General features: G+C 61.6%; 22 protein-coding genes. 5 read left to right on the top strand and 17 right to left on the bottom strand.

Annotation, left to right across the window (positions count from 1 at the left end; all coding sequences use genetic code 11):
- Positions 1-21: 21 nt before the first annotated feature.
- The 3 genes from C4S68_RS12185 to C4S68_RS12175 form a co-directional block, all read right to left on the bottom strand.
- Positions 22-1,230, bottom strand: a complete 1,209-nt coding sequence (locus C4S68_RS12185) for an efflux RND transporter periplasmic adaptor subunit (protein WP_103933370.1) — start codon at positions 1,228-1,230, stop codon at positions 22-24.
- Between the two features lie 4 nt (positions 1,231-1,234).
- The gene (locus C4S68_RS12180) at positions 1,235-2,461 is read right to left on the bottom strand and encodes a TolC family protein (RefSeq protein WP_235011555.1); all 1,227 of its coding nucleotides are present in this window, start codon (positions 2,459-2,461) and stop codon (positions 1,235-1,237) included.
- Positions 2,462-2,547: 86 nt separating this feature from the next.
- Positions 2,548-3,348, bottom strand: coding sequence for a hypothetical protein (locus tag C4S68_RS12175; RefSeq protein ID WP_103933368.1), 801 nt, complete (start codon positions 3,346-3,348; stop codon positions 2,548-2,550).
- Between the two features lie 134 nt (positions 3,349-3,482).
- Between C4S68_RS12175 and C4S68_RS12170 the strand changes: the two genes are divergently transcribed.
- Positions 3,483-4,184, top strand: a complete 702-nt coding sequence (locus C4S68_RS12170) for a response regulator transcription factor (RefSeq protein WP_103933367.1) — start codon at positions 3,483-3,485, stop codon at positions 4,182-4,184.
- Positions 4,181-5,608 (top strand): ATP-binding protein, encoded by a 1,428-nt coding sequence (locus C4S68_RS12165; RefSeq protein WP_103933366.1) that lies wholly within the window; start codon positions 4,181-4,183, stop codon positions 5,606-5,608. Before C4S68_RS12170 ends, C4S68_RS12165 begins: the two co-directional genes overlap by 4 nt.
- A gap of 640 nt (positions 5,609-6,248) precedes the next feature.
- Here C4S68_RS12165 and C4S68_RS12160 read toward each other — a convergent pair.
- The 4 genes from C4S68_RS12160 to C4S68_RS12145 all read right to left on the bottom strand — a co-directional run bounded on the left by C4S68_RS12160 (position 6,249) and on the right by C4S68_RS12145 (position 12,495).
- Entirely contained in the window at positions 6,249-6,641 is a 393-nt protein-coding gene (locus C4S68_RS12160; RefSeq protein ID WP_146072131.1) for a hypothetical protein, read from the bottom strand.
- 74 nt (positions 6,642-6,715) lie between these two features.
- Positions 6,716-8,617, bottom strand: a complete 1,902-nt coding sequence (locus tag C4S68_RS12155; RefSeq protein WP_103933710.1) for a CRTAC1 family protein — start codon at positions 8,615-8,617, stop codon at positions 6,716-6,718.
- Complete coding sequence (locus C4S68_RS12150) at positions 8,617-10,818, bottom strand: tetratricopeptide repeat protein (protein ID WP_103933364.1); 2,202 nt, start codon at positions 10,816-10,818, stop codon at positions 8,617-8,619. The genes C4S68_RS12155 and C4S68_RS12150 overlap by 1 nt, the downstream gene beginning before the upstream one ends.
- A gap of 135 nt (positions 10,819-10,953) precedes the next feature.
- On the bottom strand, positions 10,954-12,495 hold the full coding sequence (locus C4S68_RS12145) for a tetratricopeptide repeat protein (protein WP_160115126.1): 1,542 nt from the start codon (positions 12,493-12,495) through the stop codon (positions 10,954-10,956).
- Positions 12,496-12,730: 235 nt separating this feature from the next.
- On the opposite strand from C4S68_RS12145, the gene C4S68_RS22950 reads away from it, so the two are divergent.
- Positions 12,731-12,973 carry a hypothetical protein gene (locus C4S68_RS22950; RefSeq protein ID WP_146072130.1) on the top strand — a complete coding sequence of 81 codons (243 nt, stop codon included), beginning with the start codon at positions 12,731-12,733 and terminating at the stop codon, positions 12,971-12,973.
- A gap of 446 nt (positions 12,974-13,419) precedes the next feature.
- Here the strand turns inward: C4S68_RS22950 and C4S68_RS23955 are convergent, their stop codons facing one another.
- The 4 genes from C4S68_RS23955 to C4S68_RS12120 all read right to left on the bottom strand — a co-directional run bounded on the left by C4S68_RS23955 (position 13,420) and on the right by C4S68_RS12120 (position 15,664).
- Entirely contained in the window at positions 13,420-13,719 is a 300-nt protein-coding gene (locus tag C4S68_RS23955) for a diguanylate cyclase domain-containing protein (protein WP_103933361.1), read from the bottom strand.
- 425 nt (positions 13,720-14,144) lie between these two features.
- Positions 14,145-14,624, bottom strand: coding sequence for a DUF6644 family protein (locus C4S68_RS12130; RefSeq protein ID WP_103933360.1), 480 nt, complete (start codon positions 14,622-14,624; stop codon positions 14,145-14,147).
- 22 nt (positions 14,625-14,646) lie between these two features.
- On the bottom strand, positions 14,647-15,144 hold the full coding sequence (locus C4S68_RS12125) for a DUF6644 family protein (protein WP_146072129.1): 498 nt from the start codon (positions 15,142-15,144) through the stop codon (positions 14,647-14,649).
- A gap of 67 nt (positions 15,145-15,211) precedes the next feature.
- Positions 15,212-15,664, bottom strand: a complete 453-nt coding sequence (locus C4S68_RS12120) for a DUF6152 family protein (RefSeq protein WP_103933358.1) — start codon at positions 15,662-15,664, stop codon at positions 15,212-15,214.
- A gap of 560 nt (positions 15,665-16,224) precedes the next feature.
- On the opposite strand from C4S68_RS12120, the gene C4S68_RS12115 reads away from it, so the two are divergent.
- Both C4S68_RS12115 and C4S68_RS12110 read left to right on the top strand, forming a co-directional pair.
- Complete coding sequence (locus C4S68_RS12115; RefSeq protein WP_103933357.1) at positions 16,225-17,133, top strand: hypothetical protein; 909 nt, start codon at positions 16,225-16,227, stop codon at positions 17,131-17,133.
- 94 nt (positions 17,134-17,227) lie between these two features.
- The gene (locus C4S68_RS12110) at positions 17,228-18,016 is read left to right on the top strand and encodes a hypothetical protein (protein WP_103933356.1); all 789 of its coding nucleotides are present in this window, start codon (positions 17,228-17,230) and stop codon (positions 18,014-18,016) included.
- A gap of 33 nt (positions 18,017-18,049) precedes the next feature.
- On the opposite strand, the gene C4S68_RS12105 is transcribed toward C4S68_RS12110, so the two are convergent.
- The 6 genes from C4S68_RS12105 to C4S68_RS23200 all read right to left on the bottom strand — a co-directional run bounded on the left by C4S68_RS12105 (position 18,050) and on the right by C4S68_RS23200 (position 24,314).
- A complete protein-coding gene (locus tag C4S68_RS12105; RefSeq protein WP_103933355.1) occupies positions 18,050-18,529 on the bottom strand; it encodes a protein-disulfide reductase DsbD domain-containing protein in 480 nt (159 codons plus the stop codon).
- A 113-nt stretch (positions 18,530-18,642) separates the two neighbouring features.
- Complete coding sequence (locus C4S68_RS12100; RefSeq protein WP_160115125.1) at positions 18,643-19,077, bottom strand: c-type cytochrome; 435 nt, start codon at positions 19,075-19,077, stop codon at positions 18,643-18,645.
- A complete protein-coding gene (locus tag C4S68_RS12095; RefSeq protein ID WP_103933353.1) occupies positions 19,067-19,513 on the bottom strand; it encodes a CHRD domain-containing protein in 447 nt (148 codons plus the stop codon). The genes C4S68_RS12100 and C4S68_RS12095 overlap by 11 nt, the downstream gene beginning before the upstream one ends.
- Before the next feature lie 131 nt (positions 19,514-19,644).
- Positions 19,645-21,150, bottom strand: coding sequence for a lanthionine synthetase LanC family protein (locus tag C4S68_RS12090; protein ID WP_103933352.1), 1,506 nt, complete (start codon positions 21,148-21,150; stop codon positions 19,645-19,647).
- 247 nt (positions 21,151-21,397) lie between these two features.
- A complete protein-coding gene (locus tag C4S68_RS12085; protein WP_160115124.1) occupies positions 21,398-22,774 on the bottom strand; it encodes a TlpA family protein disulfide reductase in 1,377 nt (458 codons plus the stop codon).
- A gap of 40 nt (positions 22,775-22,814) precedes the next feature.
- Entirely contained in the window at positions 22,815-24,314 is a 1,500-nt protein-coding gene (locus C4S68_RS23200; RefSeq protein WP_160115123.1) for a hypothetical protein, read from the bottom strand.
- Positions 24,315-24,450: the final 136 nt, after the last annotated feature.

Raw genomic sequence — 24,450 nt, 5'->3', positions numbered from 1 at the left:
CTCGCTTAGGTGGCTTTGGCGTTATGTGTGGTTGGCTTCGTAGCCGGCGGGCTGCGGCTGAACCTTCTCGCCGTCGAAGAGCCCGGTATGGCGGCCAACAATCACCTCATCGCCAGCGCGCAGGCCCGAGAGCACTTCAATGCGACTTGGGGTCTGTAGCCCGGTGGTCACCGTAACCAGGTGAACGATGCCGTCCCGAACCACATATGCCTGCTCGACGGAGGTCCCCAACCCGTCGATTGCATCGAGGGGAACACTGAGCACATCAGGGCGCGCGGCCAGATGCAGATGCACCTCGGCATACATGCCGGGGATCAGAGAGCCGTCAACATTCGGCACATCGATCTCGGTATCCATCGTGCGCGTTGAAGTCGAGATGGCGTCGGCAGAGCGCGTGACCGTGCCGTGCAGCGTGCGATGCAGGCTGGCAACAACGACATCCGCCATCTGGCCATCGCGAATTAAGGCCACGTCCGTGACGGGCACAGGAAGGATGAGACGCAGCGGGCTATCCTGCGCAAGCGTGACGACCGGCATTGCCTGCGACTGCGACGCGGTGCCAGCCTGAATCATCGCTCCCGTGTTCGCATACCGTTTGGTGATGACACCAGCGAAAGGCGCACGGATGATGGTGTACTCGAACATCTGTTGCGTGCGTGCATATTCCTGTTGCGCCTGCAGCCCGGACTGCTGTGCGGCCTGCAGTGTGCTCTGCGCGCTGGCGAGCTGAGCTGCGGCCTCCAACTGCCGCGATTGCGCTACGTCGACCTCCTGCCGGGGTACCAGGCCTTTGTCTTTCATGGCAACCGCCTGGATCCGCTGGTACGAAAGCGCCGCGATGTTGGTCTGAGCCTGGGCGCGGTCGATCGCTGTCTGCGCTGTGGCGACGTTGGCTTCGGCTGCAGCGACTCCGGCCTTCGCACGACTGACATCGCTCTGCATTTCCGGAACCTCAAGCGTCGCGAGCACCTGTCCACTCCGGACCTGGTCACCGATGTCCACGTTGATGTTGCGAACGTAGCCCGCAACCTTGGACATCACGTCGACAGCCTGGTAGGGACGAAACTCGGCGGTCACGGAAAGATCGTTGCTCAGCGTCGCGAGACCCACGGTTGCGACCGGCACCACCGGCACAGCTGCGGCCGGCGGCAGAGGCTGCCGGCAAGAGGTGAGCGTCACAGCGGCCGCGAGCAGCGGGAGAATGGCGTAGCTTCTGAGCGTAGGGGTCATGAGGTCAGTTGAGAAGTCCAGCCGCGAAGTCGAGCTCGGCGCGACGGGTGAGGTAGGTGTCGACCGCGGAAGCTGCACTGATCTCCGCGGAGGTTTCGTTGAGCTGGGCTTCGTTAAGCTCGACGACCGAACCAAGACCGGCGTCGTAGCGGTCTTGCGCCAGTCGAAGCGCTTCGCGGCTTTGTGCGACCAGCCGCGCGGTTACATCGAGGGTGCGATAGGCGGCATCGGCATGCAGCCACGCGTCATGCACCTGCTCGTTCACAACAAGCGAGACCTGTTGCTCGTCTTCAACACGGGCGCCTGCTTCCAGCTCCGCTGCCCGGCGGCGAGCCGCAAACAAGCCCCCGTTGAAGACGGGGATGCTGAGGTTGAAGCCGGCAGCGGCGTAATTATCCTTCAGCGTGTGATCGTGAAATGGGACCTGCCCCGCCGCCGCCAGCACGTTCAGCGTAGGCCGGTCGAGCCGCTTCTCAGCAGCCGCGTACTCCGTGGCGGCGCGCGATTCGTCTTTCGCCGCGCTCAAGTCCGCACGCTGTGTTTGAGCCTCGTGTTGCAGGCCCTCGGGAAGCGGGGGAAGCGGCTGCGAAGTCGCCGCAATGTCCTCGAGCGCCGCGCTCACCTCCTGGGCCTGTCCCATGGCCGTGGCGAGATGGGTACGTGCCTGAACAACGTTGCTCTGCGCCTCCACGACCGCGAGCTCCGCCTGGCTCGCAAGCACGTTCGCGAAGTTCAGATCCAGTGTGGACCGAAGCTCGCTTTGCGTCAGGGCGGTGAGTTGCCGCACTACAAGCCGGCGGCTGTCCAGTGCAGCCTGCGCCGCCCGCAGAACGGCCTCCGCACCGAGCACCGCGAAGTAGCTCTCCCGCACGTTGAGACGCACTTGCGCTCTCGAGAGTGTGGCCATCTCGGCCTGTGCCCCAGCGCTCGCATGCAAGCTTTCCACGAGAGCATGCTTGCGTCCGAAATCCGTCACCAGCTGCGAAAGATTCGCTCCATAAGCAAAACGGCCCGAGATCGAGGACGTCGTGATGTTCCCCGCCGCAGTGGACGTCCCGGCATCCGCTACACGAACACCCGAAGCATTGAACACCACGGTCGGCAACAGTCCTGAGCGCGCCTCCCGCGTCCGCTCCGCTGCAGCTTGTGAACGCAGCTGGGCCGCAAGCATGGCGGGCTGATGCGCGAGTGCGATGGCCTCAGCGTGTGCCAGCGTCAAAGTGCTGCTCACTGGTACCTCCGTCTGCGCGCAAGAGGCGGCAACCGTGCAGATGGGCAGCGTGAGCACCAGCAGTCGAAGAGTGGCTACCATCAGCTTTAGCGCGACCGCGCCGGAAGTACCTCGAGCAGCGCGCTCGTGTTCTTCCACAGCTTGGGCGAGGTATGCGTTGACACCAGCGTCATCTGTGAGGGCACCGTCGCCGAGCCAAGTTCCGTCGCAGCCACATCGCCAAAGCCGTAAAGGCCGCAGGCATTGGCGGAAAACACACCCATAGGCACCTCGTCCTCGCCTCCATCGCAGCGTCCATTCGCGATCAAGTGTGCATACACGCCATCCTTATGCTGATACGCGACCACATCGCCCTCGGCATTGGTGACCTCTTTCTGCGAAGGTGTCAGCAAATCGCCTCCGACCAGCTTCAGCGTGCGGAGTGGGTCCATGTCGGACGGGCCAGAAGTCAATGCATCGTTCGTGGCGATGGGACTCGCCACCGCGCGAACCACCACGCGCAATGGCAGGGCGCTCCCGCCGAGGTTCAGGCTGTCAAACTGAATTGCGAGCACCGCCGGCCTCTGCCGCGCATAGGGAGTCTTGTCATACGCGAAGCTGCTCGAGGTCACTACGTGGCCACGGATCACCGCTCCACTCTTAATCGCACTGCCCCCGGCCAGGTGCACCGGCTGCGTCGTGCGCGCCTCGACTACGTCGCCTGGGTGAGCGTTCCCCGCGGAGACGGTGCGAGTGAAGACGATAGGAATAGTTGTGCGCGCGGGTAGCTCCGGTGCAGGAGAGGAGTTGTTTGCCGTCTGAGCCAGCGTGGGTGTTGCTGCCCCAAGCGCGACGGCTGTGATCGCGGCACCGGCGAGTAACGAGGAAGCGACGAAACGTGTGGTCATGAGGACCTCCAGTCTTCTTAGCCGGAGTGGACCATCTCGCCGCCTTACATAGCCTGACGACTTCCTGACATCTTTCACCGTCGGCCTTGTCTCTCTTCGCAGCCTGAGAAATGATGTTGATAGACGGGAACTCCATGACTGCAGCGCGGCCGAAGATCCTGATTATCGAAGACGACCGAAAGCTCACCGAGGCGCTCGTCTCCGGCATCGAGTCGGCTGGCTATGAGGTAACCACTGCCTCCTCCGGCGAGGAAGGCTTCTTCCTCGTCCATCGCCTACGGCCGGATCTTCTCCTGCTCGACCTCACGCTGCCGCACCGTAACGGGCTTGAGATTCTTCGCCAGATTCGCGAAGAAGGCGTCGATGTCCGTGTGCTGATCCTGACCTCGCACAATACGGTCGAGGACCGCGTGTCCGGGTTGACCACAGGCGCAGACGACTACCTGGGCAAGCCATTCTCCTTCGCGGAGCTGCTGGCGCGGATTGATGCCCTTCTGCGGCGCCTGCTGCCTGCCCGAGAGAGTTCGACCGAGCGAATCGCCGACCTGTTGCTCGACATCAAGGCCCGCACGGCATCGCGGGGGAATGCAAACCTGGAGCTGACGGCGCGAGAGTTCGATCTGCTGCTCTATCTCGCGCGCAACTGCGGACGAACGGTCTCCCGAGAGATGCTCGCTCGCGATGTATGGCGCGAAACCTCACGCTTCACTCCCATCGACAACGTCATCGATGTGCAGATGGCGAGGCTGCGCAGGAAGATCGACGATCCTTTCCGCGTAAAGCTGCTGCAGACGGTGCGCGGGGTTGGCTTCTGCCTGCGGGAGCCGCAGGCATGAAGTTACCCAGAGCGACCACGTTGAGGTCGCGGCTTACCCTCTATTACCTCTCTGTGCTCGGCGTCCTGTTGCTGGTCTATGCCGCTCTGGTCTTCGCCTTTCAGAGTGCCGTGCTTACCCGGCAGATGCTGCATGACGAGGTGCAGGACATCGTCACGGTGGAAGGGCTGCTGTACTTCGACACACATGGCCAACTCCAGTTGCACCAGGACTACTTCTCTCGTCCGCAGTCACACCTGCTCGTCGATCGCATGCTGGAGGTTCGTGACGCGGCCTCAGATACTCTCGTCTACAGAAGCCCCACGCTTCATGGCATGTCTCTCGGAGGTGCATTACTGCCCGCGGAGGGTGAGCATGGATTCGACGAGCGGCGCTTCACGCTCACCGATGGGACGCACGTCTTCCTCGTAAGTCACATCCACGGCATGGGACAGCGGCTTTTCGTCATCCGTCTCGCGTATAGCCTCGATCCGTTCCACGCGCGGATGCGCCAGTTCCTGTTGCTGTTATTGCTCGCAGTCCCCCTCGCCTTGTTGCTTGCGGGTGCGATCGGGCAGGCCGTAACGGGGCGTGCGCTCAAACCCCTCGGCGAGATGATCTCCCACGCCGAGCGCATCACAGCACATGACCTCCACGACCGCCTGCCTACTGTCGATCGCAACGACGAGCTTGGGCAGATGGCAAATGTCTTCAATGCCCTACTGCAGCGGCTGGAAGCGGCGTTCACCCAGCTACAGCGTTTTACCGCGGATGCTGCCCACGAACTCCGCACACCGCTCGCCGCCCTCCGCGCCACCGGTGAAGTCGCGTTACAGCAGGCCAGATCCGTGGAGCAATATCGCGACACACTAAGCAGCATGCTGGAAGAGACGAGCCGCTTAGGCTCTACGATCGAAAGCCTTCTGCTACTCGCTCGAGCTGAGGCGACGCAACTTAGTAACAACCAGGCTGTGTTCCTCCTGCAGCCCCTCATAAGAGAGGTGATCGGCGTGCTAGAGGTCCTGGCCGAGGATCGCGGAATTCGCTTGATCGAGCAGAACCCAGCTGAAAGGGAGAGCCGGATCTTTGGTGACCGGAGTTTGCTGCGGCTCGCGATCCTCAACGTCCTCCACAATGCAGTCAAGTTCTCGCCTGCAGGCGGCACCGTCACTGTCGCAACGTTCATCGCCAATGGCAGCCCCTCAATGGTCGAACTGTTGATCGAGGATCAGGGGCCAGGTATCCCGACCAAGTCCGCGGGCCGTATCTTCGATCGCTTCTACGTCGGAAACGAAAAGCCAGAGAGTTCGCCTTATGGCTCCGGACTGGGGCTGGCCATTGCAGATCTGGTTGTGACGCGCTCCGGGGGCACACTACGTTTTGAACCGACCCCAAGGGAGGGAGCAACGTTTGTATTTTCCTTTCCAGTGGTCTTGCCTGACTGACGTTTCATCTCTCGATTCATGGATAGCCAGTCCCAGCGCTCCTTTGCCGACCGAGTGGACGCAAGAAGTTGGATTCACGTCAAGAGAGTGGGGGAACAGCTAAAGGTGCTTCCGTAACATGAACGGCAATATAGGCGTTTTGTTTACGGCAAGGAACTTATACCGGCTCCGTCAGCGGAAACGGCCCAATCGGTGCTCAATGCTACCGATTTGCGACCAAAATCCTGACCGGGCAGGAATCGACTGTCCGTGGATCACGGGGAGGCCGCAATTGGGGATTCCGGGCTTCACCTACTGGAGAAGCGGGGAGAGATTCGCCGGGTCATTCGAGGCATCGAAGACCACCCTCATTTCAGCAAACTCCTCGATCAAAGCCTAAGCCCGAACATCCACCCGGTAGCGAGTGCCTTAGCGCGCAAGTTTGACTGGCTGCGTGTGCAATCTCATTCTGCAGATCAGCAAGCGAGAGGGTTTGGCGCTCGTGTTGGCACCAGAGGGGAACAACGACAGTCACAAGGATCGGGGGAGTCCGGCATATAGGCCCACGATGGCGGAAAACAACCTCTTGATGGAACTTGAAACTCACCAGATACCTCCTCGACATGAACTACGAGGGGGGGCAGCTTTCAGCGGAGAGGGCTCAAAACAGGTTGCCAGCGATCTGTTCCGCGGCTTGCTCCAGGTTGGCTCGTGCGGTGGTTCTGGAAGTGGCACCCTTCGTGTCCGAGGACAGGATTACGACGAAGTAAGTCTCCCTGACCCGCCCGCGGATGATCTCACGTTGCATGCCGTCAAAGGTACTCGTGCAGTACAGGGAATCTTCCCCGATGCCGACGACGGGCTCTCCGGTGACACATTCCTTCGGCGGCAGTGGGCTTACCTGAATCATGAGCCGATCACTCTCTTCAGGCGTGCGTCCTTCGGAGCCCTTTCCTGCGTCCCGCAGGAAGTCGCATGTGCCCGCTCCCCCCGAGACGCGCACGATGACGGTTACATCTCCTCCTAACGCCTTGGCGGCGGTACCGTTCGTCATCCAGGGGCAGGCTGCTTGCGCATGCGCCTGGGCACAGAGCGGGAGCAGCAGCACGAGCAGGCAGAGTCGCCACACTAGGATGTCTTCTCCGTGGACTTTCCGTCATGAGCACGCGCTGCAGGTGTCAGGGGACCGCTCGACAGGATCTTTCCGCCCTCCTGAATCACGTAGAGATGATTGGCCTGAAGGCCTGTCAGCTTATCCACTTGTCCGCTAAGCCAGCGGATCTCGACCATATCAACCGTCTTCGCCTCTCCCAGTCCGAAGTGCATGCGGAGATCGTTCTGCGAGAAGTAGCTTCCACCACTGCGCAGCTCGTCGGTCTGCTGGAGAGGCTTCGCTGCGGCAGCCTGCGTCTTTGCGGTCACGATCACGCGACTCCCGATGCCGGTGCGATTCGACTTTGTTCCAACCAGCTTGATCTTGATCCAGTTTCGATTGAGAGTTGAGTCGCAACGAAGCAGCTGAGGCACCGAGTTGATGCAGTTCACGACGACGTCAATGTCGCCATCGTTGTCGTAGTCCCCGAAGGCACAACCGCGCGCAGGTGCGTCCTCCAGGATGCCTGGGCCGCCTTGCAGCGTGACATCCTCAAACCGCCCGTTCTGCAGGTTCCGGTAGAGGTATTTATGCTCCGCATACTTCAGGTCGGCCTTGGACTTGTCGACCTCGGGGTAGACGTGACCGTTCGACATCAGAATGTCCGGCCAGCCATCGTTATCCATGTCGAAGAACCCGACTCCCCATCCAAGAAGACGCGTGTTTTCGCCAAGTCCTCCAGGATACGTGTGGTCTTCGAAGACGGCCTCGCCGAGGTTGGTGTAGAGGGAGTCGGTATCGCCTGCAAAGTTCGTCTTCACGACATCCATGTTGCCGTCGCGGTTGTAGTCCCCAATAGAAACACCCATGCCAGCCTGCGGCTTGGCCTCCGCTGAGAGCGCGGCTCCGGCTTCGATCGCAATGTCCTTGAAGGTGCCGTCATGCTGATTCTGGTAGAGCGTCGCGGGAGCGGAATCGTTGGCGACATAGATGTCCGGCCAGCCATCGTTATCCAGGTCCGAAGCCGCGACGCTTAGGCCGTAGGTACCGATCGCGGTCCACATACCGGACTTCTCGCTGACATCGGTAAAGGTGCCATCACCGTTGTTGCGATAGAGGATGTTGCGTCCACCCGGCAGCCCCGGCGGACCACAGGCCACGAGCATCCCTTTGTAGGTGCAGGGGCCGTCCTCCGGCTTGGGCGCTGTTTTCAGGTCGAAGTCCACGTAGTTGGCGACGAAGAGATCCAGGTGCCCATCCTTGTTGTAGTCCACAAAGGTGCAGCCTGTGTTCCAACGGATCTTCGGGCCGGGCTGCAAGAGTCCAGCATTCGCCGTGACGTCAGTAAAGGTGCCATTTCCGTTATTGCGATACAGCACGTTTTGTCCGTAGTAGGTAACGAAGAGATCGTCGTTGCCGTCGTTGTTGTAGTCCCCGACACAACACGCTTGTCCCCAGCCAGTCTTGTGCTCAAGCCCTGAGCCCGCCGTGACGTCGGTGAAGGTGCCATCACGGTTGTTCTTGAACAGATGGCATCTCGGTTCCTTGCCCTCCGGGAAGCCCTCGAGCCGCCATCCATTGACGAGGAACAGATCCTGCCAGCCATCGTTGTCGTAGTCGTAGAAGGCCAACCCGCAGCCGGTCGTTTCGAGCAGGTACTTGTTGGTGAACTTTCCGCCGTAGATGGTCTCCAGCTTCAGGCCAGAACTAGCCGCCACGTCCACGAAGCTAATCCCGAGCGGTGTGCCTTCGATGGGAGACTTGGGCCCACTCGTTGGCGGCGGCGCAGGCCTCGCATCGTAGCTCCGCTCCTGGGGACCCACCTTGATCGGAGCCTGCTGCTGAGGAGGAGCTGCAAGCGCGAGAACATCCGCAAATGGCAGTACCAGGGCCGTTCGACTCAGTGACTTGAGAAAGCTCCTGCGGTTCTGTTCAATCACTGGGCTCCTGCCTTGGCGGTGCTCATTTCGTGCGCGTCATCGGCGTGGACATGCCATGGCACGCTTTCATTGGAGATTTCGGGATGCTTGCGCAGATACTCCAGGGAGTACGTCGGTGCCCCGGGATCGATCCACTTCATCGCATACTGGGCGGATTCCTTTTGCGCCTCGGCTTTCATCCCGAGTCGCCGATAGAGCACCGCCAAGTTATAGTGAGCAGCAAGGTCGTCCGGATCAACGTTCTGTAATCTCTTGAACGTCGCCACGGCCTCTTCGGCGCGATGTTGCTGGTAGTAGCTGATGCCCAACTCCCGCAATGCGTCACGTGCCCGCGGATACTGCGACAGCACCTCTTCGAGATCTGCGATCGCCTGCTCCGGGTGGTGCCCGCGACGTTCCACCAGCGCCAGGTAGTAGAGCGCTCGCGCATCGTGCGGGGCCAGCGCGAGTGCCTTCTCAAGAGGCGCCCGGGCGTCGGCATATTTCTCCCACTCGATGTCATTGAGACCAAGGTTGATGAAGCCATCCTTGTAGTCGGGCCGGAGCCTGGTTACGTGCTCAAACGCATCCATAGCCTCCGCGTACTGCAATTGATCCAAATACGATATGCCAAGGTTGTTCCAGCGCATCCAGTCAGGATTGTCGGTCGCCAGCGCCGGCGTCACGCTGTTGTCTCCAGCGTTGATCACTCGGCTGCGCGAGGTCACTTCGACGACCGGGTACGCAGGGTGGCCCTCCCCAAGAACATTGTTCAGATAGCTCTGGCGCAGGTGCCTGTATTCGACCGCAGCCCTCACGGTGATGGGCCACTGCACCCCGTCCGGAACTCGGAAGCGGTACCGCACCAGGGTCGAGCGCCCTGCCGGAATCGAGTTATCGTAGGCAACCGAGTGGATCGTCCAGACCCTGTGGTTGTCCACAAAGTCACCGGCCGAGTTCACCGGTCGATTCGTGAAGCTATGCGCGCCAGGTTCGAGCGTTCCATCCGGCCGCAGGTAGCCGCTCTCGTAAACCGTCTTTCCTTTCGCGTCGGTGACCTTGAAGGAGACCCAGGCTTCATAGAGATCACGCACCTCGGGGATCAATGAGTGGCCGATCGCCTTGCTCTGGATGACCACGTAGGTCTCCAGCGTCTTCGCGGGATCGACCTTGAACGGAACAGATCCGAGCGGCGCCTGCAATGCATCCGTCCCGGAGGTCTTCATCCCAAAGATATCCACGTTGAGAAAGTTGCCGGACTGCAGGAACTCGGTCGTCCGCTTCAGCTGCTCGTCGAATCCCATGTAGAAGGGAACGGCGGTGTTTCCGGCAAGCCAACGGTGCGATGTAAACATGCCTCGCTTCGCGCCTGGCTCCCGCAGCATGATGGCCTCACGCTTCATGTGGCAGCCCTGACACGTCGTGTAGTCCGCCGTGTAGAAGACCAGAGGATTTTGCTTGGAATACTTCGAGCCCTGCCATTCGTCGTACGCGCTGAAGGCTCTGATCCACTTGTAGTCGTTCAGCATCACGGGCAGGTTCGCCTTGTGGCACGCGGAGCAGAACTCCGGCGATTGATAGATCTTCTGCATCACCGCCTGGGAGTGACGATCCAGGTGAGCAAGGATCTCCGCATCGGGCACCATGCCGGGGATGCGCTTCCCATCCGCATCCACCATCACTGCCGGGACGCCCAGCACGTAACTGCCGTTGCCAAGCTTGCTGTCCACCTGTTGAATCGAGTGGCAGGTCATGCAGGTCAGGCCATCGCGGTCAAAGCTCCTGTCCGCCGTGGCATGAGCGTCCAGAGATCCTGAAACAACCGCGATGGGGTTGTGGCAGCTGTCGCAGTGCCGCGCAAAGGCAATGCCCTTCTCGTGAATCAGCAGGTTGACGCTGGTCCGATAAAACGGCGTCCGGAACGAGTTCGAATGAAGCGCCTGCCGCCATTGCGCGTACGCCTCCTGATGGCAATGTCCGCAGTACTCTGCCGTCGGGAAGGCCGTCGATGGGATGAAGTCGCCGCCTTCTATCGCGGCATTGCCAGGCAACGCCAGCTTGCCCTTTCCATACACCGCTTCGGAGGCGCCTGCAGCGATGTAGAGATAGGTCTGTCGCACGCCGTCGGCGTAAACCTTGCGCTCGGTCTGTTGCTTTGTGACAGGATCTTCAGCGGCGTGTGCGATGCGCAGCCTCGAAGCGCTCGACCACACCAGCATGCTAAGACCGGCTCCCAAGGCCAACGCCAGCGTGTACCTGCGAACACGACCTTGTCCTGGCTTCAGCATCGGTGCGGATTATAGCGAGGCTGTCATGAAGATGTACACGCCCATCTGGGCGAACTGTCATGTCAGCTAGAAAGTCTCCGAAGAGCTTTTCGCCCTGGCCCGCTCGGCAGCGGCATCAGACCGCTTCCCCTGTGCGTCATAGGCTCGGGCAAGTCCTTCATGTGCAGCCTTATAGTTGGAATCGAATCCCAGTGCATCCTTGAATTGCACCACCGCGCCGGCCGCGTCACCGCCTTTCAGCAGCGATTCCCCAGAGTGTGTCGCCACCTCCGCGCGCTGACGGTTCATGTTGGTCCGCATCAACTCTGCGGCCAGCTTGCGCTCGGCCACGGCGTCCGCGCTCTTGCCTTCCTTGGCATACACCGAGGCCAGAGTGAGATGAGGGTCCGGTTGCTTCGGCAGTTGCGCGATCGCCTTGTGCAGCGCCAGCTCGGCGTCGGAAAGCTTGTCGAGCTTGATGTACACACTGCCCAGGGTGGCCCAGCAATCGCCGTTCTGCGGCCGCATTGCGAGAGAAGTCTGCAACTCCCGTGCAGCGTCCGCGTAACGTCCCGCCTGCATATAGAGCATTCCCAGCGCCAGCGGTGCTTCCGGAGCCCTGGGGTTGAGCGCTTCCGCTCGCTCCAGCTCTGGAGTTGCGTGCATGGCATCGTCTTCCATCTTGTAGGCAAGCCCCAGATCGTAATGCAGCTGCGACATCTCCGGAGCGAGTCGAAGGGCGCGCTGCAATTCCGTAACCGCGTCCCCAAACTGGTTCAACTGCACATACGCTGCAGCCAGATCTTCCCTCGCGGTCACGTTCTGGGGCGCAAGGGCCACAGCACGCTGCAGAATCGGCACAGCTTCCCTGGCGCGGCGTTCCTGGGCCAGGCCCATGCCTAGGTTTGTCATTGCATCCGCGTTGCCAGGCTGTGCTTTGACAACCTTCTGAAACAGAGCGACTGCCTCCACCGCTCGGTCTGTCCGCTGCAATGACAGAGCGAGTGCGTACATGAGCTCGATATTCGCAGGATCCTTGGCCTGAAGTTTGCGGAGAACCGGGATCGCCTGGGCATCGTCCCCCGATGCAGACAGAGCGAGTCCATACTGCAGGGCAATGGCGTCATTGGCTGGATCCAGCTTCGAGGCTCGCTCTATCTCCTTGAGCCCGACGGCCTGACCTTGCGCTCGCATCGCCAGCCCCAGGTGAAGGTGCATCTCAGCGTTTGCAGGCATCAGGTGCGAGGCCGCTGCGAACTCCACCTGCGCTTGCGCCCACTTTCGCTGCTGGGCGTAGAGAGAGCCAACGCTGTCATGCAGGGTCGCATTATTCGGGTCGGCGGCGGAGGCAGCCTTCATCTCCCTGGTCGCTTCATCCGAGCGGCCAAGCATCGCCAAAGCAAAGGCGTAGCGCTGTAAGGTGTCACCCCGAAGCGACCGATGCTGCACTTCAGCTTGCGACTCCATCTGGGAGTACAGCCTCACGGCCAGATCAAACTGGCGCGCGGCTCCGGTGCGGTCACCGCGCGCCTGGGCAGCCTGCCCCGCACTGAAGGCAGAGTCCGCGGTCTGCTGACCTACTGCCCCGAAGGCAAAGAAGACCGAGACAAGTAAGACCCCGCAATACATCGCGTTCCTTGCTTTCAGTGGCTTCAGCGCGTTCTTTGCAGTTGGTGCCATCGCACAAGACGATAGCACTCGCAACAGATCTCCGGAAATCCTGAGGCAGCCGTTCGCGCGGAGAAGGCTACGGGCTGCATGCAAGCTCCCCACTTCGGCGTTAGCTTAAGTCGCCAGGGCCTCGCTGAAGCCGAGCACGCACCTGATTGCCTTCATGCAGAAGCTCCCCAACGGTCGAGCCGCGATGGGGATCGAGATCACGGCCGAAGAGCACGCCCGGAACACCGATCGGCTTCAGGGAGAGACGCTCGAGCTGGGTTCGCGCGCGCTCGGGCGATTCAACTCGCATCTCGAACGTAGAAGCGGCGGTCGCATCCAGGGCAACGAAATGGCTTCAGAAAGAAGAGAATTCTCTCGTAGAATCGGCGTCGTGATCGCACTGCGCCACTCGTTCCACAATCGGGACACATCTGAGCTTGGGGCATAGTTCGATCCGGTTATTGAATAGCGAGGATCAGCTCGGCTCCCGCACCCCGAGAGTAGCGCAGTTCGTCGAACGGCGCTAGAGCCCCCAGATTCGCGAGACGGAGACGATCATGGGAGCGACGGATCTCCCTAGCGGGAGCAGCGATGAAGACACGAATTGACAGACCCAGATCCGTTCGAGGAAAGCCCCACTGAGTGTGTTGATTTAAGCTCGGATCTGCGCAATTCCGAGTACCACGGAAAGTGATGTCATCTGTTTCGCGCTGCAGATTCGCGCCTTGTCTGAATATCATCGGATACGTTGGAATCGGATGCTGCGCGACAGGCCGTGAAGCGCTCACAAGCAGCGCAACGCGATGCAGGGCACAATCTTTCCTGTTTCCCTTCGCAGCGTACATTGCCGCATCGGCAAATGAAATCAGCGCTTCCGTCGAGCCTGCGCGATCGTCAAGTGTTGCGATCCCGATGCTTACCGTTAAGGGTTAACGGGCCGTGCTCAGCTTGGCGCAACGTAGACGAAACTCGAACCGCTAGCTCCATCGCGCCTCCGCAGACATGTTGGACAACAGGAATGCGAATTCCTCTCCGCAAGATTGGCGCAAGCTCAGTCACACGGATTGCAGAGTTCAGGACTGCGCCGATCGTCCTGAGGGCAGCATCCCCGGCCGCACGACCTTGCAATTCGTTACGCGGCTCGAAGTTGTCAATGTCTGCGAACAGGATCGACAAGGGGGGCGATGAGAGCATCAGGCCCTCGAGAACTCCACGGTGGCGCGGGACTCAGACGCCCGTCGGTTGGTGGTGATCTGGGCGTACGGCCCGACACTCATTGCAATCTCGACTTCGGCAAATCCGGCTCGCTGGGAAAGCGATGCACTGTGCTCTGGCGGCGTCGTGACGTGCGAATGGCGAAAATTATTTCAGCGGCTCCAGACAGGGTATGTCCAAGGCGCTCCCAATCGACTTGTTTCTCCTGCCCGATGACTTACATAATTTGAGAGCAGCCGAAGAGAAACGGCATCACACCTACAACCACCTTCCGAAGCAGGAAACTGCGCCCCACCGCCCCTCGGTGTTGCGCAAGCTCGCCCTCGCCGAGAAGAGCCACGCCGATTTATGGTCATTTCGACCAATTCCGGTAATGCCATTCCCTCGTGCTCTCCGCAAGCGAGTCATACAAGACCGATGGCCCGCCCGGCAACACCCACTCCAAGCCAAAGTGTGAGCGAGATGACTGCGATCGTGCGCTGCCACAAATCAGCGGCGCCGGTTGCAGCAAGCTGCACGGCTCGCCGATGCAACGTGAAGTAGAACACCACGGACGCAGCCAGCAGGGCCATCTTCCAACGGAAGGCAGGACTGAAGTAGCACTTCATCGCCTCCTCCGAAAGCAGGCCTATGCCGGATACGATCATCACGGTAAGGCTCACGAGCAGGATACGTCCCAGGTCTCGGCTGATCCCCGCGGCTGATTCCTTCTTGAGCACCACGCCAAGCAGCCTGAGGTCAATGAAGAGCACCGAGCCGCCGAGCGCAGCGAGTGCGAGCAGGTGGACCATCTCCGTAATCGCGAAGGCCCATTGGCTCGTCTGCATGTAGTGTCCAAGCGCAGACTGCGCCAGGGCCGTGAACCAATGCTGCGGTGAAAGCAAAACAATCCTTCCTGTAGCGGCGTTAGAAGTACGCGATGGCCCGTCCAGCGACGATGACCCCGCTCCATAACGTGAGCGAGGCAAGCGCCGCCGCACGTGCTCTCCACGGCGAGCGATGTTCGTGCTCCCATTCGGTCACTCGCCGGTACACGGACGTGTGGAAGAGAAGCGGATTCAAGCCAACCAGAAGCAGCAGGATCACCTTCACGCGGAAGGCGGGATTCACGTAGTTCTTTGCAGCTTCCGCCCAGAACAGCAGAAACCCGCTCACGAACATCACACCGAAGCCCGCCCATGTAAAGGGGAAGACGGCGCGTGCGATGCGCGTCACAGGAATCTCACACAGAACCAGACCAAGCATGCGGAGATCGAGGATCGAGATAGTCCCCACCAGCAGCGTGATAGCCAGCACATGCACCGACTCAATGATGGAGAACGAGTTGTCGGACTCACGGATGGCGGTGCCAAAGTGCGAGTCGTAGAAGACCTGGCAGACATGCTTGAGAATGGGTTCGGTCATCGAGAGAAACACCATGGGGAAAAATCGCCGGCGCCGCAGGAGAGACGACGCCGGCAGCCAGCAAATCCTAGCTCTTCTTGTTTGAGCCAGGGAGGTTGCCCTGATCCGTGCCGTTGTCGCCAGGGCCACCATCACCGGGGCTTCCGCCGTACACGGAACGGCCGTCAGGGAAGGTCACGCGACGAGCATCGATGAGATGCGACCCGTCCTTCGCGCGGTAACCATCGACGACGATCTGGTCGCCGATCTTGAGATCACCCTTCTTCCATCCGCGGCGGCTGAGTGCGCCAGGGCCAGCGCCCTCGCAACCCCAGTTCGTTGACTTGCCTCCCTTCGGGTCGATGACGTCCACGTAGAAGTATGAATGCGGATTCGTCCACTCCACACGCGTAATCTTGCCGACCAGGCGAGTGGGCTTGGTGCCGTCAAACTCGGCGGCGAAGGAATGATGCGCGTAAGCAGGCACTGCAGAGATCAGTGCGGCTACGGCAAGCGGATACATCGCGAACTTGGCTTTCATGTCAGTTCCTTTGTAAGAATTGAGGGCTTGAATGATCAGGAGAGTCTTTGGGACAAACGAAAAGGCCCGCTCCGAGTGGAGCGGGCCTTCGATGTGTTGCGGCCGAGCCGCTTACGCGCGCGGTCTCCTGCGTATCGCAGGAACCACACGCCTCACAGCCGGACGCGCACCGAAGCCGTCCACTCCAGCGAGGAGTGCACAGCAACAACAAAACGCGACTGCGAGAAAGAGCATATTCGCAATGTAGGCATGTGGCCCCTCGATGTCAAGCGCAGGGCTTGACGCGTTGCTCACAATCCGTTACGTTCTGGCAATGCCCTGCATCTCCACGATGCGTTGTTCACGCCGCTGTTGTTGCTGCTCCTGTCGCTAAGGACGGTCGCTAAGCACAACCGCGTGAACGCTCACTGCACCTTGCAGTGACGGCATGTCTCCTCCACTCACCCCCAAAGCCCCGTCTGCCATTCACTGCCGCATCTGTGAGATGACGTGCGTGCCTTTATTGGCATGTCGTCGCCGCGCGGCGGTGTGGTCCTCGACGGAATAGAAAGGATCTTCGCTTGAGGCTCAAGCCACACTTCGGCGCTCCTGCGTTCGCAGCCGCGCTTGCACTTTTGCTCTCCTGTGCCATCCATGCGCAGGAGCCCGCCAAGGCCGCCACCGATGAGACCGGCCGCTCCAACTCGCCCTTCTCCCGCAGCGAAGCCGATCTACCCAAGGGCCCTGCGCCGCGTCTCGGCGAACACCCCGATCTCTCCGGTTACTGGGTCCCTTCGCATGCACCCGCCGACAAGCCCGTCGGCAATCTCGGTAAGGACTTCCCCGGCTACAAGCTGCCCTTCACCCCGGCCGGCGAAAAGGCCCACAAGTACAACGTCGAGCACACCGTCGACCCCGAAGCGCTCTGCATCGTCGGTGGTCTGCCGCGCCACAACGCCAGCGGCCTTCCCTTCCAGCTGCTGCAGGGCCAGGACCACGCCGTCTTCCTCTACTGGTACACCACCTATCGCCTCGTGCCCTTTGATGGCAGCAAGCACAGCGACGATCCCGACCCTTCGTTCTTCGGCGAAGAGATCGGCTCCTGGGATGGCGACACCTTCGTCATCGACTCCACCGGCTTCAAGCAGGAGCGCACCTGGGCCGACGAGAACGCCAATCCCCACAGCGACGCGCAGCATGTCCTCGAGCGCTGGACCCGCCCCGATGCCGGCCACCTGCATCTCGAGATGGTCGTCAACGACTCCAAGTTCTACACCGAGCCCGTCCACTACCAACGCACCTGGCTGCTGGGTAAGCCCGGCGATGAGGTGCACGAATACTCCTGCTCAGAAGACAACGTGGACGCTCCGCACCTCGGGCCCGGCCCCGGCAAGATCGGCGCCGATGGACAGCGCGGCTTCGACAAGCTGACTCCCTTGCCTCCGCCGCCCACCAAGGATCATCCTGCGGTGACATCGATTCCGCAGTAGACACGCTCCCATCGCTGCAAGCCGTGCGCTTGTGCGGCTCACAGCGGTGGAACCGTATCAAGCTGCCTCCGCAACATAACGAAGAGAGACCTCAATGAAATTCGAGATCAAACATTCCGCGAAGAACCCGTTCGCAATGCTTCCCTTCCTGCTAGCCCTCGCCGTCACCACGCCATCGTTGGCCCAGGCACATCAGAAACCCGCGCCCCCCGCCGGTGTAGACGAGGTCTGCTCCATCGCCTTCGACAAGGACGCACGCCGTCCCGCACGCATCGAAAACAGCGCGCTGCCGTGCCTGAAAGAAGCCGCCGAGCGCTTGAAGGCAAGTGCGGATCGCAAGCTGGTCCTCGTCGGCGTCAAGGACCCCGCCAAGGACCATGAGCTCACCGGCAACGGCTCCGGCCGCGAAGAGGAAGACGCCACCGGCTTCGATGTGCGCCTCGAAGATCTCTCCGCCTACCGCGCCGTCAACACCAAGTGGTATCTCGTGCACTATCTCCGCTCGGACGCCACGCGGATCATCCCCACAACGGATGAGAGTTACTTCGCGCAAACCGTCACCTTCTATCTCGTGCCTTCCTCGGCCGACTACAACCACAACTTTCTCGGCGTCACCAAGACCAACGAGAAGCCCTGCACCATCACACCCTGCTACTCGCCCGACGAAGAGACACTTACTGCGCAGCCGCGCCCGAGGATCGTCCCAGGCTCCGTGGATGGCTCCCCGGCCGAGCTCGAAGCCGAGAACAAGGAGTTCGCCGCCCTGCACCGCAGCAGCGCTCCGGCAGACATGGACGGCTCGCAGGGCAAGACCCCGCTCACCCCGCTGCCGCCCCGTCCCACACCCGATCATCCCGCGACAACTTCCATCATCCCCAAGTAGCTGGCCACATCGCTGGCCTTCGCCTGCCTCCACTCAGCTCGGCGGCACAGAGAGATGGACCGTCCGCGGAGGCAGGCATGTGTGGTCGTTGCACGCCTGGTAGCGCACGTTGAGTACGATGGGCCCGCCGGTGTCCGGTTCGTGCTTCCATCGAACCGGCACCACCAGCGTGAAGTCGCTCAGGTACACCTCGGTCTCCAGCTCGAAGCTTGGGTCGGTGCGTCGCGTCGGCGCTGTTCCGCCGATCGTGCCGATGATCTCCGCACGGCTGCTGTCCTCAACCGCAACACGCAAGGGTATCGGCCCGTTCTCCGGCTCCTGCTGCGCGTAGACGTGCCATCCCGGCGTAACGCTGCCCGCGAGCTCGACACGGAACGTGCTGGCCCCGCCCGCGCCGCGTTCAGCACGCACAACCTTCCATTGCACAGGTTGCGGCGCAGGCCCCTGCGCGACAAGTAACGGGCTCCCAACAGCGAGCGTAACGACGACAATCCTTAGAGCACGTGCGGTCATTCGAGGTTCGGTTCCTTACCGGGGTCTGCATTCATGGAAACGGAATAATGCTGCGAGGACGGAGGCTCATCTCCTCGCAGCACGCTTGCAGCACGCTCACCTAGGCCCGCGGCTTACTGCGCCTTGGGCGTAAACACCGGCGGATGCGGCAGCCCCTGGTGACAGTTGCCGCAGGTAATCGGGTCCGCGTACCGGCGGTCCCCCACCTTCGCGAGATACGTCTCGTTGATGTCCCGCGTCATGCCGATCATCACCCGCGCCGTCTCTTTGATCGGGTTCTCGTCCGAGGCATAATCCGGCCTTCCCTCCTGGGTCTCCGCATGGCAGTACCCGCAGGGCACGCCCAACCCCTGCTTGTACTGCAGCATCAACCGGTTCAGCTCCACGGGCGAGATGTCCTTCGGCAGCACCTTCAGGTTGCGCACCGTGCTCTCTGCTGCAGCCGCAGACTGCGCTCCATACACCACGGCGCCGGGAGCCTTCACAGCAGCAAGTGCTGCCGCAAAGGCCAACCCGGCCCACACGAATCCAGCGTTGCTACTCTTCACTCTTCTGCACCTGCCCGCGAACCTCTCCGGAAGGATTCGCACTGGTGTGAAGGTTGAAGTACCACTTGCCGTCCTCCAGGTCCTTGATCTGCTCCGGCGTGAGCGTCGCGGTGCCGTCGATGGGGCTGGCAATCGGGCTGATCTTCACCGGCACTGTGGGCCGCGCGTTCGCACCCGCCACTGCCGGGCCGTGGAAGTGCGCCGCCACCACCGGGCCCGTCAGCCCGCTGTACTCCACGTGATACTTGAACTCGTTGGTCGTCGTATCCAGCGTCGCGGTGAGCGTACCCGTCCCTGGGCTGTCCTTCGCCGGAACCTCCGAAGCTCCTTTGAGCTCCGCTTTGAAGTGCAACGTCTCAGCGCTGGCAACGATGGCAGGAACCAGCAGCGCCGCAGCGCATGTGATGGAACGTAGAACATGGGCAGTGCGAATCATCGGATTGTCCTCATATCGGGTTGATAGATGTTGGCGGCTGCCGCGGACCTAGGGCGTCTCGTGACGGCAGCCCTAGAGGCGCTCCTTCATCCCGCACGAAATGCGGAAGTCAGCTTCGCCCAACTGAAACCTCAAGGTAAGAACTCAAGCTCAATGGGCCGCCGTGCTGCTTCGAGATCTTCATGCCGGCTCGCGGGAAAGGGATTGTCCGGCAGCACGATAGCCTCATATCTCCCCTGCTGCGCCAGCGCCGCATGCAGCAACGCGGATCCCACGCCCGATGCGCCGATCGAGTACCCCGTCTCCGCGTTCACGTCCCACGGCTTCACCCTTGTCCATGCCTGGTACCAGCGATAGCCCTTGCCATCCAGGTTCGAATGCTGCCCCAGCGTCTGCTCCGCCACCTTGTTGGCGAAGGCATAATACTCATCCTTGCCCGTCGCGGCCCACAGCCCCAGGAAGAAGTCCGTCACACCCGCCGAGCCGCAGCACTGGCACACCACGTTCCAGTAGCCCGGCGTCTGCGTGTCCGGAATCCCGCTGCGAATCACGCCATGCGCCAGCCTCTCCGTCCACTCAAGATAGGCATCCTGCTTCGTGATCTTATGCAGCTGATAGAACAGCCGCGCCGATCCCGCAGGCCCATGGCAGAAACCCAGGTAGTAGATGTTCGCCAGGTCCGGCAGACGATACGGAATCAACGCGCTGTCATGGTCCACCACCGCGATGTTCTGCAGGTGCTCCGCTCCACTCTTCGCTGCATCGAGGTAACGTGCATCGCCCGTCTCTTCGAACAGCCTCGCCAACACATACGCAATCCCTGCTGTTCCCATCTCGAAGTTAGGAAAGTACGTGTCCGCAGGCAAGCCCTTCGGCGGTGGTCCGCCACGCCACTGCGTACCTCCCTGCGGGCTCCGTTCGCCCAGCTCCGCAATCCGCTCGCCGGCCTTCTTCGCCACGATGCGATAGTCTCCGCGCTCCAGCGCATTCGCCGCGTAGAGCAGGTACAGCACCACGCCGCCATCGGCTCCAACACCCGGCGAGCTAGACCACGCAATCCCTGCACCCGCCGGCTGCGCCGCCTCCACCAGCTTGTCCGTGATGGCAATCGCAGCGTCCTTGTAGCGCGCATCGCCCGTGGCCTTCCATGTCTCTGTAAGCGCGAAGGCCGTGCCCGCAAGGCCGTTGTAGAACGAGTACCGCCGCGCTGCAGGAAGCTGCGCCGCCTCATCGCCCTCGCGCCACGTCGACGCAAGATAGTCCGCCGCGCGCTTCGCATCCTCCAGGTACGAGCGGTCCTGCGTGGCCTTCGCCAGCTGCAGGAAGAACAGCAGCGTGCCCGCGCTGCCGCTGTACAAACCCTGTGCCGGTGAGATCGTGGCGAGCTTCTCCGGATGATCCGGCTCCGGCAGCCAGAAGCTCCCCTGCGGCGTGCGGCGCTCCGCGCTGCGCACCCAGCTCGCCGTCTGCACCGACGCAGCCAGCAAATCCGCGCTCGGCTTGAAGCTGACCTGCGCGTTGCGCGTGATCTCGGAGCTGCCTCTCAGCGTTGGCAGACCCAGCGCAGTCAGCGCGCCGCCGCGCAGAAAACTACGGCGTGTGATTCCCAGTGCGGCTTCCGTTCCTTGCTGATGCATAACCTCTCTCCTTCACGATGCGCCGGTTCCGGGCGCGCGATGACTCCTGCTTCTCGATTGGCTTCTGCTCCGGCAAAGCCTTCTTCGTGCATGTGGGAGAGCTGCAACACGACATCGTGATCTTGCGATTCATGGTCTTCTCCATCTACTTCGTCTTCTTTGCTCAGCGCAGCCCGCACCGGAGCTGTACCGGTGCGGGCCGCGCCGTTCTATCGCCTGGTGGCCCGGAGGAATGGATCGGCGCTGCTTACTCGCCCGCCTTCGCTGGCGTAACCGACGGCGGAACGATGTTCACTGCCGCCGCCTGTTGCTGCGTCTCACTCAACAGCTGCTCGATCTGCGCCGTGAACTCCTTCTCCAGGTCGCGATGGAACTCTCCGCTCGCCGGTGAAGCAAAGCCCGAATGCACCGCACGCACGCGGCCATCGCGCCCCACGAACACCGTCGCCGGCCACGTGTTCAGGTTCACCAGCTGCGGCACCTTCTCCCACATGTCGGAAGGCGCACCCGCGATCAAGTAGGTGTACTCCACGCCATACTGCTTCACGAACGCCTTCTCGCGCTCCAGGCTCGCCTGCTGCTCCGGCTCTTCGAAGTCCAGCGCGACGATGGCCAGCCCCTTGTCCCGGTACTTCTTGTCGAGCTGGACAAGATACTGCGCTTCATCGTGGCAGTTCGGGCACCACGTGCCGGTCACAATCGCCAGCACCACCTTGCCCTTGAAGCGCGGATCGTCGTTCGACACCGCCTTGCCGTTCACATCCGGGAAGTTGAACGCGAAGGCCTCATGCGTATCGCGCACCGTGGTGTGCGCCAGGTAGTTCTCAGGCTCCGGCAGTCCCTTGGCCTTCGCCACCTCGGCACGGTACGCAACCAGGTTCGATGAGTACCGGCTGTCAGCCTCAGCAACGGTGTACGCATTGTCCTGAGGCTTCGTATTCTCAGCCTGAGGGTTGAAGCTCAGCTGCTTCACCTGCAGCGTGCCGTCGCTGTTCGGTGTCACCTCGATCACACCGGGCCTCGAGCCGTCATAGTGGCTCAACACCCACTTGCCGTCGTGGAAGCTGCCGCTATACGACCCCGTGTCGCCATCCACACGCAGGATCGACGCAGCCACCTCGGTGCCACGCTGCTCCACGATGAAGTGGAACGCCTTCTCACCCTTCGCCGAAGGACGATCCAGCGGTATGATCCACGATCCCGCGATCGACGGCGCCTTCGACTCCGTCACGGCCGCATCCACATGACGCGTCGCGCTGAACTCATAGTCCACGTTCGCCGAACGCGCCTGGTACCCGATACCGCCCACCAGCTTGTCGCCCTGCAGGCTTGCATTGATCGTCGTCAGGTAGTGGTCGATACGCAACGTCAGGTTGCCATCCTGGAACGTCGCCGACGTGGTGTGCTCATACGGTTGAAAACCGTCATACAGCACGCCGCGAAGCGTTGGGCCATCGCCTTCGATGTCCAGCCGGAACGGTACGCTCACGCCGTTGCGCGTCAGCGCCGCGTCCCAGCGGCCGTCCACGGATGTTGCGCTATGAGTCGATTGCGCGGCCGCTGCGCCGGCAAGAAGTCCTGTACCGAGGGCCGCGAGGCCCGCACTGCGGAAGATGCGTTTCATGTTGCCTTCCTTTCGGGGTTGGTGAAGCTTGGGTAAGCGCTTATCCCTGCCGGCTTGGGCGGGCGCGCGACTGCGCCAGGCGGACACGAAGATGGTTGGCCTTCGCGTAGGTCTTCCACTCCTCTGGCAGACCAGGCTTGGTCGCGAGGAGGATCTCGAATACGTTGCTGCGGTCCTGCTCGGTGAGGGACGCAAAGGCCTCACTTTGGTCCTGGCCCGTAAGCACCAGGAACAAGCGGTGATACACATAGCTCTTCGCCGGCTCGGGAAGCTCGTCGAAGGACTCCGAATAGATCAGGTAGCTGCAGGGATAGCGGAAGGTGCGTGTACGCAGATCGAAGTCGCGCAATGACCGCCCATGCGCGTCACGCAAACCCTGTGCAGCGAACTCCTTCGCAAACGAAGAGTGCGGATCAATCGCCGCACCACCCTCTGCCAGCGAAGCTTCCTTGGTGAACAGGAGGTAGCGAAGCAGCTGCTCCGCTGGCCGCTCAAACTGCTCGCGGTCGCCGTCGTTCAGCACCACCGCGCTTGGGTCCGTCGCGCCTTCGCGCTTGGCTGCGTTGTACAGCGCAATGCGCGTGCGATAGTTCGTCAGCGTAATCAGGTTGTGCATCTGCGTCTGATGGGCCAGCACCAGGTGCGCCACCACATCGCTGCTGTTGGAGAGATAACTCGCCTCATCGAACGCGTTCTTTCCCAGCGCTGCCAGGTGCAGCTCCGGCGCGCTCGCAGCCGCTTGATCGCCGCTGCCCTGCGGCACCACCGCGTTCGCCAGCCCTGCATGGCCCTGCTTCACACCCGTCACATACCATCCGCCCCAACGCTCTGACAGCGGGCTCTCCTGGTCAGTGATGTACGAGCGCGAGTCACTCGCCAGCGTCCCTGTCTCGGTCGGATAGATCGACCGCAGCAGCACACCCGGTACTCCCCGCGTCCCCGCGGCGATGTGGCATTGCGTGCAGTCCAGCTCCGCACGCTGAAACACCGGATGCTCCGACTGGTGCTCATCCAGGAGGTAGAAGATCGCGCCCTGCACCGGATCGAATGACACGATCTCGATCGCCTTGCCGTCATGCACCTTGCCCACATACACGTCGTCGTTGAAGTACAACGCACGCGGATGGTCAGGAGAAATCTTCTTGTACTGAAAGCTGGTCTTCGAGAACACCAGCGTCTGCGACTCCACCGGCACGTTCAGCTGCTTCAGCACCGAGCGCAGATAGCCGAACTGCGGCTCATAGGCCAGCGTGGCCTTCCCGTCGTTGAGCCGCTGCTGCAGCTTCGCCACAGGATCATGCAGATCCTCGGACCGGTAGTTGATCGGTGCTTCGCTGAAGGGCACATAGCCCTGGTTGCGCACCGCAATCTGCGCCCCGGCATGATGCACCGCCCACACCGCAGCCAGCGACAACCCGCTCCACGCCAGCGCAAACAGCACCGCGCGCGGCGATTGCAGCAATGCCCTTTGCGACCCTGAGGATCGTGCCCATTGCGATCCGGAGAACCATCCCCGGCCATGCCATTCGATCTTCATCACGACAATCGACCTGTCTCTTTCAACTGATAAGGAGGGCAGGTGCGCAGGGGAGTACGCACCCGAATCCGCCCGCGCGAGCAGGGCCATCGGAAAGCGCGCGTCACAAGGTCGCGATTCACAAAAAACCCGCTCAAGC

The sequence above is a fragment of the Bryocella elongata genome (genome assembly GCF_900108185.1).
Taxonomy (GTDB): Bacteria; Acidobacteriota; Terriglobia; order Terriglobales; family Acidobacteriaceae; genus Granulicella; species Granulicella elongata.
Note: the sequence above shows the minus strand (reverse complement) of the source record. Positions and strands in the feature narration are given on the sequence as shown.